Origin of the sequence: Flavivirga aquatica (assembly GCF_001747085.1) — a bacterium.
GTDB classification, from domain to species: domain Bacteria; phylum Bacteroidota; class Bacteroidia; order Flavobacteriales; family Flavobacteriaceae; genus Algibacter_C; species Algibacter_C aquatica.
Genome location: NZ_MDJD01000034.1, coordinates 477,908 through 493,506, shown reverse-complemented (window position 1 = coordinate 493,506; position 15,599 = coordinate 477,908). Strand labels below are relative to the sequence as shown.

The following is a 15,599-nucleotide window of genomic DNA, read 5'->3' as shown; positions in this document are numbered from 1 at the left end:
AATATAACTTTCTTTAAAAAAAAACACCTATCAGTTAAACCGATAGGTGTTTTTTTAGGATAAAAAATAGATTATTCTGTCTTTATTATTTTTTTCAATAAAACTTCACTTCCAATTTCAATTTTCAGTACATAAAGCCCATTTTGTAATTGATCTGTTTTAATTTCAAGTACGTTTCCTAATGCATTAAATAAATTATCAATAATCAATTTTCCATTTATGTCGTATATCTTAATATTTACTTTTAATACTCCAAAGCTTGAAGACTCAATCATTAAGCTATTTTTAAAAGGATTAGGAGATACTGTAATATCTTCTAAGTCAACAGAATCTACCTCATCTGTTTCTATATTATTAATAGATTCATCATCAGTTATTAAAGATTTAGAACTTTTAAACGCCTTATTTGAGTTTATTGAGCAAGCTGAAATAGATATATCATCTAAATAAACTTGATCACCATTAGATGTCGCATCGCAAACAAAACGAAATCTAACACTAGAAGTGAATGGGCCTTGAATAATTACAGTATCATTATAGCGAATATTGTTTTCAAACTCGTCTTCCCTATTCCATTCCTCAATAGTAGTATAAGTACTTCCTCCATTTTTAGAGATTTGCAATAAGAAATCTTCATTACTACTATCCATACTATTACACATATATGAAAAGCTAACAGTAACCTCATCAAAACTAGATAAATCAATACTATCTGTATTTGTAAATGAAGAAGAAGAATCATCTCTTAATTGTATAGTATAAGATCCACTTTTAGCATATGCAGTATTTGAAGTCCTAATACAATCTGTTCCTCCGTCATTCCAAATTCCATAGCCAACTTCAAAATTATTAAAATCAATTTGAGTTTCATCACATGATCCACTTTCTGGATTGGTAGGCGTACTATTTCCATCTATTGTATATTCAATATGAATTAATGCGGCACTATTAGGTGAGCTATCATAAGAAAGCGCAGTTCTTTTACCTGTTCCTGTAATAATCATAACCATATCGTTTCCTGCGCTCCATCCCGATCTATTTACAATTTCTTGTACTATTGATTTTATATTGGGTGTTCTTTGATCTGCTCCTGTTGCTCCTCCTCTATTCCAAGCTAATGGATTCCAATTAACAAAAGCAGAAGTTGTTATTCTACTTGACACATTGTTTACCGAATTACTAAATGGAATAGCATCGTTAACATCTTGTCCTTTAATAGTTAGATTAGTTGTTTCAGATGAAGTTTCATCTGTTGTAAATTGAATATACGCATTAGTTATTGTAGCAGATTGCGGAATATCAAGTCCAGTAAATCGAAGCCCTATTATTTGGTTTTCTCTTGAACCATCGTTAACCAATTCAATATCCGAACTATTAGTATACATACTACCATCTACTCCATTTTGTTCTACATCATCCATACTATTAGCAATTCTTTTGTCTACTATTTGAGTGGTATTGGTAGGTGTGCCATTTCCACCTATTGTATATTCAATATGTATTAATGGAGAACTTGTAGGAACACCATCATAAGATTCTGCAGTCCTTCTACCTGTTCCCGTAATTATTAATGTCATATCATTACCTAAATTCCATCCAGATCTATTAATAATTTCCTGTAGAATAGATTTTATATTAGGTGTTCTTTGACTTGTTCCCGCAGCTTCAACATTATTCCAAGCAGAAGGTGTCCAATTAACAGAAGTAGATGTGGTAGCTCTACTTGAAACATTGTTTGTAGATTTAATAAAAGGAGATGCATCATTAACAGCTTCTCCTTTAATAGTTAAATTAACTCCCGAAGAAGAGGTTTCATCTGTTGTAAATTGAATATATGCATTTGTAATTGTAGCGCCTTGTGGAATATTAATTCCTGTAAATCGAAGCCCAATTATTTGATCTCCTCTTAAACCATCGTTAACTAATTCAAGATCTGAGCTATCTGTATAAATACTACCATTTGTTCCACTTTCTTCCACATCATCTATACTACTTGCTATTCTTTTATTAATAGTTTGATTAACTACACCTACAGCAATATTTACAGCATTTGCCGTTGTAGTAATTCCATCATTATCTGTAGCTACTGCTGTTAAAGTGTAAGCTCCATCTGTTGGAATTGCATAATTTTTAGAATAAGGAGTCGTTGTATCTACACCAATAGAATTCCCATTTACAAAAAATTCTACTTTTATAACATTCCCATCGGAATCTGATGCATTTGCATTAATTGTAATGTTTTGTTGAGTAGTATAAGATTGACCATTTGTTGGGTTTGTAATGCTGCATATTGGAGAGCTTAAATTTCCTGTTATAGTAACGACAGATCCATTACTTGGGTTCCAAACATCAAGATTAGAAGGGATAGCAAAACGATTGTTATTGTTTACCTCTCCTACTTGACTAGCATTATCAACTCTAATGGTTCTTACTTCAATTTTTCCTTGGTCTACAAAAATCCATTTAAATTGATTAAACTTACCACTATTTCTCGTCCATGCTTTGCTATCATTATTAGTACGTAGTGGAGCTCCCCAGCACCCTTCTCCTGCATAAACAGTACCATTATTATTATCTCTTATAAAGCCTTCATCACTACCACTTCTTGTTGATGGTCTTACTGGCCATGTTGTTTTTACAGTATGTGCATCACATTCTATAGCTAGTTTTACACCATTATTATAAAACAAAGATGCCCAATTATTATATTGACTATTTCCTTCGGACTTTGTACTTACATGGGGACGCATTGGTTTATGATATTGTGCTATTTTCCATGTAGTATTGTTTGATTGCAAATCTGAAGCCAACCAACTTGTTTGACTTCCAGAAATTGATATTTCTGTATTTAAAGTATAAGATCGAACTAAAGAACCTCCAAATGTTATGGCGTAATATACGCTAGAAGACGGCACATCAAATAAGTTATAAATAGAATTATTAGAACCTTCATGGTTTCCTCTTGTTGCCACTATAGGAAACATTCTTCCATCGCTTGCTATAGTATTTTGCCAATCATCAAACCATGTATTCCATTCAGAGCTACTATCTCCACTAGTCATATCACCTCCAAATAATACGGCGTCTGGTTTTAATTTAGCAACTAATTTATTAGCGTTTATTCTTGGAGTTCTATTATTTCTAGAATCTCCTCCTGCTATAAATGATAGTCTATCAGAGGGATTGTTAGAACCTGTTTTAAACCAAAACTGACCACTTGTTCCTTGCGAATCGCGAAGTACAAAATAATAATTTGTATTTGGTAATAGTCCAGTTAGACGAGCGAACCTATTGTTCATGCCTTTGTAATTTACTGCACGATCTACTGTTTTACTGTTAGAGTAAGCATTCCAATTCGTTCCTAAATCTTTAGTACCATAATATACAGTTGCATCACTACCAGATACCTGATTCCAGCCAATAACAATGGATGTAGCTGGATTATCTCTAAGTGATAATCTATACTTATTAGTATCTGCATTAACCGTCATAGTAAATACTATAAATAATAAAATAAGAGGTAATCTTTTTTTCATAATTAAGTTGATGATATAAGTTAAACAATCTTATTACAAAGTAAATAGGTTTATCATTGTAAGTCTTTACATCATTGTTATTAGAATATTAATATTTTATTCTGTAATAAACATTACCTGTAACATTATGATAATAAATTATTAATGCTATGTTTAAAATGTAGTAAAAAGATTATGATATTTTTGTTTAAAAGCATTTAAACATATGATAAAAGATTATCTAATATTAACACTCAAAATAGCTTGTTTTTGTCTTTTTGGAGGTAGATCTTGGCAGCACTTAGTATGGGATATCCCTATCCGGTCTTTTTTATGGGATCAAGAGCTTATGGAAGGTATTGTTACTTGGTTAACTAATATGTCATGGCAAGAGTATGCAACTAGCAAAATACAAGATGTATATATTCAAGCAGGAAAAGTGGTTTTAGGTATTTTTTATACTTTTTGTGCTTTTTTATGCTTTTTTGTTAATGAAAAAAGAAAATGGGTTGGAAAAATATTTGTGACTTCCTCATTTCTTTTAATGCTTCTTGCTCTTTTATATTATAAGGAAAAGTTCTTTCATTTAGGTCAATTATTAGAATACACGACTCAAATTACAACTCCTATATTACTTTACCTTCTTGTTTATACTAAATCTACAGATAAGCAATTATTATACTTTAGTAAAACAGCAGTCGCACTTACTTTTATTTGTCATGGTTTATATGCTATTGGCTATTACCCGCAACCAGGGAACTTTGTAGATATGGTTATTCGAAGCTTATTTTTACCTGAACCTTCAGCAAGAATTTTTCTAAAAGTAGTTGGTTTTATAGATGTTATAATTGGTATCGCTATTTTTATTCCAGTCATTTGGAGAAGTTGTATATGGTACGCTTTAATTTGGGGACTTTTAACTGCAATTGCAAGAGTTACTGCTAATTTTTATGTAGATTTTCCTTGGCAAAATTTAAATCAATGGATACCTGAAATGCTATATCGAATGCCTCACGGACTAATTCCTCTTTTTGTTTTACTTTTAGGTAATTCGCAACAATTAGTAAAAACAGAAGGTGTGAGTTTCATGGATTTAATAAGTAATAAAAAAGTAAAAATTAATCATGTTTAATCATTAGAAATCTTATAATCTTTCTTCTAGAAAACAACAATCCAATACCTAGAATATATATTACTAAAACTATTTGTAACTAAATGAACATAATAGTTTTAACATAAGCATACATTTATAAATCAGTTTTTTATCACGCTTATTCCCATATAAAAACGATTAAAACAAATACCTTCTACCAGAATAATTTTACATATTTGAATTTAAAATTTCTCCTTTTACATTCCTACTTGTAAAAGCAATTAAAACCATACTAAATTTTTGTTTTAATCGTTAACATACATAATCCTATAAAATAAAAACTACCCAAATTTAATAATCCCTTAATCTAAAAATAATGCAAACATCTTTAGACAATTGTAACCAATCGTCATTGGATCCTTATATCCCGTCACCTACAAACCCTTGGGATAGACAAAAAGCAAATCATGTATATCGAAGACTTGGTTTTGGTGCTCCTCCAGAAATTCTTAATGCCGCTTTAAATCAAAATCCAACAGAACTTATCGACCAATTGGTTGATGAAGCTATCAATTTAGCTCCTAGAACAGTACCAATATGGGGTTACTGGGTTAAAGACGATTTTCAGAAGTTAGGTAAACGTTTACGTCAATATAGAATTGATTTACAAATTTGGATGATAAACGACCTTTTAGCTAATAGCCTTAGAGAACGACTAACTCTTTTTTGGAGTAACCATTTTGTAACACAATTAAGTGAATACGAAATACCGTCTTATGCATTTCAGTATTACAATTTGTTACAACGTCATAGTATTGGTAATTTTAAAACTTTTACACATGATATTGGAATATCTCCTGCTATGCTTGGATATCTTAATGGTAATATTAGTACGGTAAGAAAACCTAACGAGAACTATTCTCGTGAATTATATGAACTTTTTACTCTAGGAGTGAATAACGGCTATACTCAAAAAGACATTGAAGAAACTTCAAGAGCTTTAACGGGATGGAACAAAAGAGAAATTGCATGGGGTCCTTATAGTTTTGATCCAAAAAGGTTTGATCATACCGAAAAGACCATTTTTGGTAGAAAGGGAAACTGGGAATATAAAGATGTTATAGATATTTTATTTGAAGAAAAACCTGTACAAATCTCAGAATTTATTGTTACCAAGCTATACAAATACTTTGTTAGTCCTACAGTTAGCGAAGGTATTGTTAAACAATTAGCCGAAACATTTAGATCAAATAATTTTGAATTAGCTCCTGTTCTTAGGAGGTTATTTAAAAGTGAACATTTTTTTGATATAAAAAGTCAAGGAGCAATTATTAAAAGCCCTATAGACTTATACATTAGTTTTTTTAAGGAAACTCAATTTACCTACCCAGATAGTTTTGCTTTTCCTCAAAGAATACGAAATAGAGCTATTGAATTAAAACAAGAGCTGTTAGAACCTGTTGATGTTGCTGGATGGCCAGGAGACGAATATTGGATAGATACTAATTCATTTCTATTAAGGTGGGAAGAATTAAGTTATTTCTTAACTCAAGTAGAATTAGTTCAATATAAAAACTTCGTAATCAATTTAATGGGTGGAAACTCTAATGATGTAGTACTCGTTACGAATACTATTATGGATACCTTTTTCCCTCAAAAATTAGCAAATTCTATGGATTATGAACAAGCACTTGTAATTTTCAAGGATGAAGTTCCTGTAAATTATTTTGAAGATGGTACTTGGGATCTTAATTGGATCTCTGTTCCTAAGCAAGTTCATGCACTACTTCAGTTTATTATCAAAACTCCAGAATTCCAACTTAAATAACCTTTCATCATGCACAAAAAAAATATTAATAATAATCTAAATAACTGTAATAAAGAAGATCACAGTAATTGGGATCGCCGATCTTTTTTAAAATCAATTGGAATTGTAGCTGGAGGAACAATAGCTTTTGGTAACTCTATGTTAGCTGCATCTTTACCATCCCCTCTATCAATAGCACTTAATGATAGTGAAACAGATAGAGTACTTGTCCTTATTAGACTTAAAGGTGGAAACGATGGATTAAATACTATTATTCCTTTAAATCAATATGATACTTATGCCAATGCACGTCCTTCATTAAAAATAGAACAAAACAAACTTTTTAAACTATCAAATGAGTATGGAATGCCTAATTATACTAATAAATTAGAACGTTTATGGGGAGAAGGACAAATGAAAGTTATTCACGGAGTTGGTTATAATAATAGCTCTTTATCCCATTTTAGAGGATCAGATATATGGGCTAGTGCAGATAGAACTGGTAATACCAATTCGGGATGGATGGGACGCTATTTTGATAATGAATATCCAGACTATCTCTTTAGTCCACCAGAAAAACCTGCTGCTATGCAAATTGGTAGTAGTGGTAACCTAATGTTTGAAGGTCAAGATGCTAATTTTGGTTTTTCTGTGGCAGATCCAAATAAACTTTATGAAATTACCAGGAGTGGTTCTTTACACGATCTTAACAAAATACCAGATTGCACACATGGTGATAAAGTTAAATTTTTAAAAATTATTGCCAATGCAACGTTTAACTATGCAGGTGTTATAAAAGAAGCTTTTGATAATTCTACTGACTTTAATGATTATCCCAACAATAAACTAGCTAAACAACTTAGTATGGTATCCAGATTAATTAAAGGAAATCTAGGAACCAAAGTCTATTTAGTTACTTTAGATGGCTTTGATACTCATGGTAATCAATTAAGCAGACATTCTAATTTAATGTCGCAATTTTCCGATACTATATCACATTTTTATGAAGATCTAGAAGCTGCAGATTGGAGCGATAAAGTACTTTCAATGAGTATTTCAGAATTTGGTCGTAGAGTTAAAGAGAATGGTTCTTCTGGTACAGATCATGGTGCTGCTGCTCCTATAATGCTATTTGGTTCTGGTTTAGAAGGTAATGGATTTATTGGAAAGCACCCAGACTTATCCAATTTAGACTCTAATGGAAATTTAATTAATACTACAGACTATAGACAAGTCTATGCTTCTGTAATGAAAGATTGGTTATGTGTTGACAAAAATGTTGTTAATGAAGCTCTTTTAGGTGAAGATTATGATTTATTAGACTTAGGTTTTAGTTGTAATAATCTTAATTCTAACAACCCACCTACTGTTGTAGATGAATTAGCAGGATTCAATCATTCAATAATATATACAAATAACCAACCGTACCTTCATATTTTGAACCCCAATGAGGGACATATAAACATCTCATTATACAATGTTGCTGGTCAAAGATTAGCTATTCTTAAGAATGAAATGTTTATAGAAGGTAAGCATATAATTGATATCAAACAAGCTGCTAACACTAACTTAGCAGCAGGTCATTATTTTTACAGAATAGTAAGAAACGGGGGGAATCAAAATTATAGTAAACTACTTATCATTACTTAGTTTAATATATTATCTTTTTTATGTAAATTCCCCTTATCACATATTAATGTTAAGGGGAATTTATTTTTAATAAAGATTTTTATTAATTATTTTAAATCTTGTTATATCAAAATGGTAATCTATTAACAATTACTTCCAAGTAAAAATATCTTCTTTACTCCTTCTAGATTTTGCATGTGCTGGATCTGATTTTCTATAACCAAATGCAACCATATAAGATAAGCCATATTTATCTGTATCTACTCCAAATTTCTCTTTTAATAAAGCTTCTGTTTTTTCTTGATGAAACCCTTCTATAGGACAGCTATCTACACCTATTAATGCTGCAGAAGTCATCATATTACCTAAAGCGATATAAGATTGTTTTGAAGCCCAATCAAATAGTTTTTTATCTGTATCTAAATCAAAATCACTTTCTTGAAATTCTCTATAGAACTTCGAATACATTTCAATAACATCTTTTGGGAATTGTTTTACATCTTTCATCATAGTCATAATATAATCAGAATCCCATTTAGTCATTGGAGCTTTCATACTTAAACCTAAAACAAAATGACTTGCAGTATCTAACTTTACTGGTGCACCCCAAGCTAAAGGTTTTAATAACTCTCTTAATTCTTTATCTTGAACTATAATAAAATGCCAAGGTTCAAAACCAAATGAACTTGGTGATAGATGTGCCGTTTCAAGAATAAAATTTATATCCTCGTCTGATACTATTTTTGTTACATCAAATTCTTTAGTTGCATGCCTAGATTGAAAAGCATTAATAATATCTTCTTTCGAAATGTTTGTTATGTTCATTTTTTTATCTTTATTTTAAATTAAAGAGTATTGTATTTATTGATCTTTTTTATTTTATAAAAAAATTTGCTACTGTAAATTGTTTTTCTTTGTTACAAAGGTATACCTTCACAATTGCCTTATACATGTATTAAAAAAGGGTATTCATGTATTTTTAAAGGTTTTTACCTACCCTAAAGTTCTTTTTTGACTCTTTTTATATAATTTTACCAAAAAAAACTGTTATGGAAATAATTGAGGCTTATAAACCTTTTGAAATACAAGAAGTGACATTATCAGAATGGAAACAACGTACCGTTAAGAACAGTTTTTTTGAATTAGTTTTAATAAAAGAAGGAGAAGGAACACAGTGTATTAATTATAATGAGCATGCTTATAAAAAAGGAAGTATATTTCTACTTCCTCCATTAAAATGTCATTCATTTAACATAAAATCACCTTCTAAGTTTATCTTCTTGAAATTTACTGATTCTTTCTTTAAAAATACTAATAAAAATGCTATAGACAGACATGAATGGTTTAAAGAAGCTTCTTATATTCTTTCCAATTATAATCAATTACCTGGGAATATCGTTAAAAATAATATAGATGAAAATTATATAAACAAGCTAATTTTCATGATACTTGAGGAGTTTCGAAATTATGGTGAAAATTCTATTTCTCTTATTAAAAGCTTAATGACTAGCATATTAGAAATACTTATTAGAAATATAAAAAAAGTAAGTTTTCTTGAGGCTTCTCTAAACAACAATACTAAGATTACTAAAATGCTAACGTATATAAATGAACATTTGGAAAGACCTAACTATTTAAAAATAAATTATTTATCTGAAGTATTTGCGATGTCGCCAAACTACGTGAGCGAGTTTTTTAGAAAACAAACTAATATACCTTTAAAAGAATATATTATAAAATCCAAACTAAAATTGGTTGAAATTCGTTTATTGAATTCTGACTATACACTTACTGAAATTGCAGACGATCTGGGATTTACCGATGTAAGTCACTTGTCAAAAACATTTAAACGATATACAGGAATTTCTATTAAAGAATTTAAAAACAATAAAGAATATATACTTTTAAAACGAGATAAATTTATTAATTAATATATCAATGCTTTCTTATCAAGTATTATATCTCTTGTAGCAATATATATATTATCCTTTTTAACAGGCTTAAGAATATTATTAATACCTTCTTTTTTTAATCTTAAACGACAAGCTTCCGTCAATACAGGATCATCATCAAAAAGAAATCCATTAATATCATATTCAGGTTTTCCTGGCTCTTTAATAGCTGCATGTATATGTTTTAGATCTTTTCCTCGAATAAATTTCCCTGGCACAAATGTATAGAACGTATATTTACCATCTAGATTAGTTTTTATCCAACCTCTATGGTATATATAACGCTTACGGTTTTTTCTTTTCAGTTTATAATTTCCGTTCTCATCAGGCTGATTTATATAGAGAATAACATTACTAGCAGGTGTTACACCATCACTTTTAAAAATAGTTCCGCTAATCTTGATTTTTTCTACTTTTTCTTCAAAATCAGGAATAGTATCTGTATTATTTAATTGGTATTCTGAATAATCATATATAGGATTACGCTTTTTGTAATTAGTAGGAATATCATCTGTAAGTTCCGCAGATTCTTGTGCAAATAACGGGGTATAATTTAAACTTATAATAAAGAATAAACAAAAAAGGATAACTAACTTTTTCATGAGGGTTTTGATTATTTAATTTGTTTAAAACTAAATAATTAAAATAACTAATAATAAAAAACCTCATGAACTATACATTTTAACGATGAAATGAAAAAAAACTTAAAATCATCAATATTGAACACCAAATATTACAGAACTCCCTTTTATAAATTGTAAGTATTATTTATAAAAAAGCAGTCTATTTCTGTATGCATAGACTGTTTTTGTTACATATACTCAATCCATTAATGGATTTAATATTCTACTCTGCTATTTGTCGATAAAAAATAACTTCGCGAGTTATCAGCTAACGGTTATCTTCATTAATCAAGTCAATACTTAGAACTAATTTCCTTTCCTGTTAAATTCACTTTTCTAGTAATTAAAACATGATCTTTTTGAGTATTTGCTTGGATATTATTAAAAATCAGCCCAAGTCTTTAATCCTTGATCTCCAATATCCTGTTTTTCTTGAAATAAATCCTTAAAAGCGTCTTTAATCTACTTTCATTATCTCCCTTATCATCTATCATTATTATTTTTAGGTTTTTATGATAAATCAATTCTAATTCATCTATATCAAAGATCGTTGCTACCTGAATAAGGTTTTCTATAGTTTGCTTTACCTCTAATTCATATTTATTTTCTGTATTGATTTCTCTTTATTAAGATTAAAAACTTTACGATCATAAACCCAAGAAACTATAATAAGTATTATCGAAATTATTACAGGTATATATTCTCCATCACCCACTACTGAGTGTGCTGATAAAGCCAAAATAGCATCATACAAAAATCCAGCATAAGCCAATTCTTTTAAAAACTTTGACCATTTTGTTAAAATAGTTATAACTCCTATTAGTTTAAGTATTGCTAATGGATAAATAATCCATGTTGGAAATCCCAAACTAATAAAAAAACCTTCTGCTCTTGGATAATTAAAGATGTACATCATTGCGCTTGCTAAAAATAAGGCGCATAATAAGCTAGTAACAATCCAGTAAATAATTTTGTTTGTTTTCATAATAAATTAATGTTTTATAGTAATTTTTTTTAAAGTATTTAATAAATCTTGTGGCTCTAATCGTGTCATATAATTTTCTTCAAAATGAATAAAAACGATTTTCATATTTTTATCGACAACATAAATAGCTGGTACAGGAAGTTCATAATTATCATTTCCATGAATTTTAGTAAGATCTAATCCAAAATTTCCATATTCTCTTTTAGAATTCTCATCTAATTCAAACACGATACCTATCGTCTTCATTAGTTTAGCATCAACATCTGTTAAAATGGGAAATGAAATACCATTCTTAATACTGGTTTGAGCTGCCAATTCTGGTATTTCAGCACTAATAGCCACTATACTTACTCCAATTTCAGTAAATTTATTTTTTAGCCTTTCATACTCCCTTAATTCCATATTACAGTATGGGCACCAACCTCCTCTATAAAAATTAAGAATTAAAAAATCTGAAAAATCTAATTCGTTTAACCCTAAACTATTATCATCTAAGTTTTTAAGGTAAATATTAGGAATAACATCTCTTTTCTGAAGTACTTTTTCTTTTACTTTATTTTGCTTAATACTTTCTATACTCTCTATGAATACCTTCAATATATGCTGAGGCATTCTTTTTAAAGTATTATTACGCATTTGACTTAATTGTTCACTTAAATTCATACTTATTCTATTTTGATAGAACAAAAGTAGATTAGCTACAAGGTTTTAATGTAATCTATATGTGATTATAAATAGTCAATATGTAACCCGCAATGTTTTTTACTTTTCTTGAAACTTGGTAGGTGTTGTTTTTGTGTATTTTTTAAAAAATCGAATGAAGTTAGAAGGTTCTTTAAATCCCATTTTATATGCAATCTCTTGGGTTGTATATTTTTTTTCAGAAATATTACGTTTAATCTCTATAAGTAACCAATTATCAATAAATCCTTTTGCCGTTTTCTGACTCATCTCTTTACAGATGTCATTTAAGTATTTATAAGAAACTCCTAATAAACTTGAATAATATTTGGCATTATGGTTTTTATTATAATTTTGACTTACCAATATTTTGAATTCAATAAAGTCTTTAAATCGTTTACTTTCATAAACTTCGTGTTGATATATGGTAAGTCGTTTAATCTGAATAAGTAGTGATAAAAAAATTGTTTTAACAAAGTCTGATTTTAAATTATTGTTACTACTTTCTTGAACTTGTTTTAATAGTTCAATAAAAGGAAAAAGTAGTCTTAAATTTTCTTTACCTATTAGTAAATTAGAGGTGTGATATAAATGAAGAAAGTGAAATAAATTTTTATTACTAATATTTTTAGTAATAAAAGCTTCATTAAATGAAATAATATAGCCCTTCACTAAAAGTTCTTTTTTAAAAAAATGGACTTGGTTTTTTACTAAAGGGATTAATGTTCCTGGGGATAATATGTACTCATTAAAATCTACATTATGAATACTTGTTCCTTCTGTAATTATAATAAGCGCATTAAACTGGATCCTGTGTGAAGAAAATAAATCTATAGTACTATTTTTAAATCGTTTATAAAGCACTTCAATTGAAAGAATCTCAAAAGGAATAGGCTGTTTTGCAACCGTAGAAAAAATTATATTTTCTATAGAGTCTGACAATTAAATTGTTCTATTATTTATAATTTTTCAAAGATACTATTTTAAAGTAATTCAATTTTTCATCATCATTTCAAATAAAATTGTTTTTTCAATTATAATTTCCATTATATACTTAAAAATTTTGAGATTACTCTATTTTTTAATGATATAAGGAGTGTCATAAACAAAAAAATCCAGAAAATTTAATCCCTGCATCATAATCAAGTATCTATCCTTATTTTACACAATAATTAGTTTTTAACAAATTTTTTAGAGGATACTATATTTCCTTCTTGAAATATTTTAGCTAAGTGTACTCCTTTTGCTAAAATGCTAATATCTAAATTATTACTACCTTGATTAACTAATATTTTTTACCTATAACTTTATTTGTATTAACTTTTAATTCATTAATGGCTGGCTGGATTTGGGTAAAGTTGAATATTTGAATCATTCTTTAAAACCTCACTAGTACCTAAAATAGTATCAAATGTCATTGTATCTATTTCTATAAAACCTGTAACTTCATTAACACCTTTTCTTATTTGGGTTTCAAAAAGTACATCTCTAACCCATTTATCTGTATTTGCATCTTGAAAAATATCTAAAACATATGTTTTAAAATCTGTGTCATTAGTTGTAATTGTAATATTGTACCAAGATGTCTCACCTTACTCTAAACCTATATTTGCGTTGAAACAGATGAGTTTTTTAAAATAACTGTAATTTTTATAGGTGTCAGTATTAATAACGGTGCCTTTATAATCAAATCTTGGTTTTTTCCACACCACTAAGAGTAAGTAGTAGTACACCATCTGTACCTGCAGAAATAGCTTGTACTGTTGTCATTCTAATACCGTAATTCGAATCCTTAAGTATCTGTAGTAAATGTAAAAGATATTCTGCTGTTGATTGAGTATTAATACCTATAATAACAACAAATAATTACAACTTTAAGATTTTCTTAATAACAGTAGCTCGATCAGTTTCAATACTTAAAAAATACATTCCACTTGGAATGTTTGTCAAATCTATTTTATCAACATAATATGTATTTATTAATTTACCTGTAACATTAATTAATTTAATTTTCACTAAATCAGCTCTATTGATTTTTATATTTAAAGTTTCTACTACTGGGTTTGGAGATATAACAATAGATCTTTCTGTATCTATATTGTTAACTCCCAAGCTCCCATCTCCAATATCACCACCATGAGATTTTAGCTTTAAATCATATAAATTAACACCATTTGCTCTATCCCAATTTGTAGCATCATTAATTAGAGTTCTTAAAACTACAGCTGTGTTTTTTATAGATCCTGTATATACAGCATTATCTCTTTCTGGAGATATTTCCAAACAATTTACACCTAATGTTAAACTACTAGGCACATCACCATCAGAAGCATTGTTAGTAGAGTTTGTAGCATTAAATTTCCCATTAACATTAATAGCTGTTATAAATTGATCAACATTAGCCTCGTCAACAGGCTCTAATCCTTGATAAGCATACATAGTGTCTCCATTGGTTTTTAATACAATAACGTCACCTGCTACACTTCCTGTTCCTAATGAACCATCACCATTAAAAGAATTTGTTCTACTAATTCTAATAACATCCCCAACACTATAAGACTTGTCTGCTGTCCATATTACAGTTTTATCACTTCTTAAGGGTCTCCCTGTTGATGTTGAAAACCAACCTCCTCCTTCTTTCCAACCTTTATTATTAAAAGAAATAGAAGTTAAAGCTGTTATGTTTTTAAGAAAAACAAAAGCAAAATCATCGCTTTTTGTATTAATTCCTACAAAAGCTATATCTCCAGCAGTTAAAGTGGTTTGAGCATTAATATTTGTACTCAAAATGGTTATTAATAATAAAATTGAAGTCTTTAAATAATTATTTCTCATGATTTGATGTTTTTATTAATACTAATGAGATAACAAAAAGTAAACAAACCCTTACTTTTTATGTAAAAACGTAAGTTTTTTAATGAAAAATTAATTTTAATCATCTAAATTATTATCTAAATAAATATTTATTGATTTTTTAATATTTTGATAATCTTACTCAAAAAGATTTTACCTAAAACAAGATTACAATCTCAGTTATGTGTAGTAATGTATTTATTTTTGATATAAAACTAAAATAATTAAACTTTAATTTTCTTACTTATTTAAGAGTATTTATAAAAATGATAATTAAAAAACACATTTTAGATAAGGGTTCAGTAAAGTTTAATTGTCTTAAATAAAAATTAACTATTATTGTATTGAAATTAACTATTATCATATTAAAAAGAAACATGATTTAAAGAAACAAAATAAGCTCTTAACCTCCAAAATACAACTATCTACGGTTGTATTATTTTTTAGGCTCTTATTACAAA

11 protein-coding genes are annotated in these 15,599 nt (G+C 28.6%); 4 read left to right on the top strand and 7 right to left on the bottom strand.

Annotation, left to right across the window (positions count from 1 at the left end; genetic code table 11):
- Window positions 1–71: 71 nt before the first annotated feature.
- Window positions 72–3,536, bottom strand: a complete 3,465-nt coding sequence (locus tag A8C32_RS08270; RefSeq protein WP_069829953.1) for an Ig-like domain-containing protein — start codon at window positions 3,534–3,536, stop codon at window positions 72–74.
- 205 nt (window positions 3,537–3,741) lie between these two features.
- Here A8C32_RS08270 and A8C32_RS08265 point away from each other — a divergent pair, with 205 nt between their 5' ends.
- The 3 genes from A8C32_RS08265 to A8C32_RS08255 all read left to right on the top strand — a co-directional run bounded on the left by A8C32_RS08265 (window position 3,742) and on the right by A8C32_RS08255 (window position 8,065).
- Window positions 3,742–4,647: an STAG domain-containing protein gene (locus A8C32_RS08265; protein ID WP_069829952.1), complete on the top strand. Its 906-nt coding sequence runs from the start codon at window positions 3,742–3,744 to the stop codon at window positions 4,645–4,647.
- Window positions 4,648–4,984: 337 nt separating this feature from the next.
- A complete protein-coding gene (locus A8C32_RS08260; RefSeq protein WP_069829951.1) occupies window positions 4,985–6,436 on the top strand; it encodes a DUF1800 domain-containing protein in 1,452 nt (483 codons plus the stop codon).
- Window positions 6,437–6,445: 9 nt separating this feature from the next.
- A complete protein-coding gene (locus tag A8C32_RS08255; protein ID WP_069829950.1) occupies window positions 6,446–8,065 on the top strand; it encodes a DUF1501 domain-containing protein in 1,620 nt (539 codons plus the stop codon).
- Window positions 8,066–8,194: 129 nt separating this feature from the next.
- Here A8C32_RS08255 and A8C32_RS08250 read toward each other — a convergent pair whose 3' ends face one another.
- Window positions 8,195–8,869 carry an NAD(P)H-dependent oxidoreductase gene (locus A8C32_RS08250; RefSeq protein WP_069829949.1) on the bottom strand — a complete coding sequence of 225 codons (675 nt, stop codon included), beginning with the start codon at window positions 8,867–8,869 and terminating at the stop codon, window positions 8,195–8,197.
- Window positions 8,870–9,093: 224 nt separating this feature from the next.
- On the opposite strand from A8C32_RS08250, the gene A8C32_RS08245 reads away from it, so the two are divergent.
- Window positions 9,094–9,975 (top strand): AraC family transcriptional regulator, encoded by an 882-nt coding sequence (locus A8C32_RS08245; protein WP_069829948.1) that lies wholly within the window; start codon window positions 9,094–9,096, stop codon window positions 9,973–9,975.
- Here the strand turns inward: A8C32_RS08245 and A8C32_RS08240 are convergent.
- From A8C32_RS08240 to A8C32_RS08220, 5 genes are all read right to left on the bottom strand, one after another.
- Window positions 9,972–10,598: a hypothetical protein gene (locus A8C32_RS08240; protein ID WP_069829947.1), complete on the bottom strand. Its 627-nt coding sequence runs from the start codon at window positions 10,596–10,598 to the stop codon at window positions 9,972–9,974. The two genes, A8C32_RS08245 and A8C32_RS08240, sit on opposite strands and share 4 nt — an antisense overlap.
- A 610-nt stretch (window positions 10,599–11,208) precedes the next feature.
- Window positions 11,209–11,604 carry a DoxX family protein gene (locus A8C32_RS08235; RefSeq protein ID WP_069829946.1) on the bottom strand — a complete coding sequence of 132 codons (396 nt, stop codon included), beginning with the start codon at window positions 11,602–11,604 and terminating at the stop codon, window positions 11,209–11,211.
- Window positions 11,605–11,610: 6 nt separating this feature from the next.
- Window positions 11,611–12,267 (bottom strand): peroxiredoxin-like family protein, encoded by a 657-nt coding sequence (locus A8C32_RS08230; protein WP_069829945.1) that lies wholly within the window; start codon window positions 12,265–12,267, stop codon window positions 11,611–11,613.
- A 99-nt stretch (window positions 12,268–12,366) separates the two neighbouring features.
- Window positions 12,367–13,227, bottom strand: coding sequence for a helix-turn-helix domain-containing protein (locus A8C32_RS08225; RefSeq protein ID WP_069829944.1), 861 nt, complete (start codon window positions 13,225–13,227; stop codon window positions 12,367–12,369).
- Window positions 13,228–14,151: 924 nt separating this feature from the next.
- Complete coding sequence (locus A8C32_RS08220) at window positions 14,152–15,120, bottom strand: T9SS type A sorting domain-containing protein (protein WP_069829943.1); 969 nt, start codon at window positions 15,118–15,120, stop codon at window positions 14,152–14,154.
- Window positions 15,121–15,599 lie beyond the last annotated feature (479 nt).

What these genes read in the sequence shown, in the direction of transcription:
- A8C32_RS08260 (WP_069829951.1), top strand. Translation starts at nt 4,985, where the DNA reads ATGCAAACATCTTTAGACAATTGTAACCAATCGTCATTGGATCCTTAT.
- A8C32_RS08245 (WP_069829948.1), top strand. Translation starts at nt 9,094, where the DNA reads ATGGAAATAATTGAGGCTTATAAACCTTTTGAAATACAAGAAGTGACA.
- A8C32_RS08220 (WP_069829943.1), bottom strand. Translation starts at nt 15,120, where the DNA reads ATGAGAAATAATTATTTAAAGACTTCAATTTTATTATTAATAACCATT.
- A8C32_RS08230 (WP_069829945.1), bottom strand. Translation starts at nt 12,267, where the DNA reads ATGAATTTAAGTGAACAATTAAGTCAAATGCGTAATAATACTTTAAAA.
- A8C32_RS08265 (WP_069829952.1), top strand. Translation starts at nt 3,742, where the DNA reads ATGATAAAAGATTATCTAATATTAACACTCAAAATAGCTTGTTTTTGT.
- A8C32_RS08270 (WP_069829953.1), bottom strand. Translation starts at nt 3,536, where the DNA reads ATGAAAAAAAGATTACCTCTTATTTTATTATTTATAGTATTTACTATG.
- A8C32_RS08240 (WP_069829947.1), bottom strand. Translation starts at nt 10,598, where the DNA reads ATGAAAAAGTTAGTTATCCTTTTTTGTTTATTCTTTATTATAAGTTTA.
- A8C32_RS08250 (WP_069829949.1), bottom strand. Translation starts at nt 8,869, where the DNA reads ATGAACATAACAAACATTTCGAAAGAAGATATTATTAATGCTTTTCAA.
- A8C32_RS08255 (WP_069829950.1), top strand. Translation starts at nt 6,446, where the DNA reads ATGCACAAAAAAAATATTAATAATAATCTAAATAACTGTAATAAAGAA.
- A8C32_RS08235 (WP_069829946.1), bottom strand. Translation starts at nt 11,604, where the DNA reads ATGAAAACAAACAAAATTATTTACTGGATTGTTACTAGCTTATTATGC.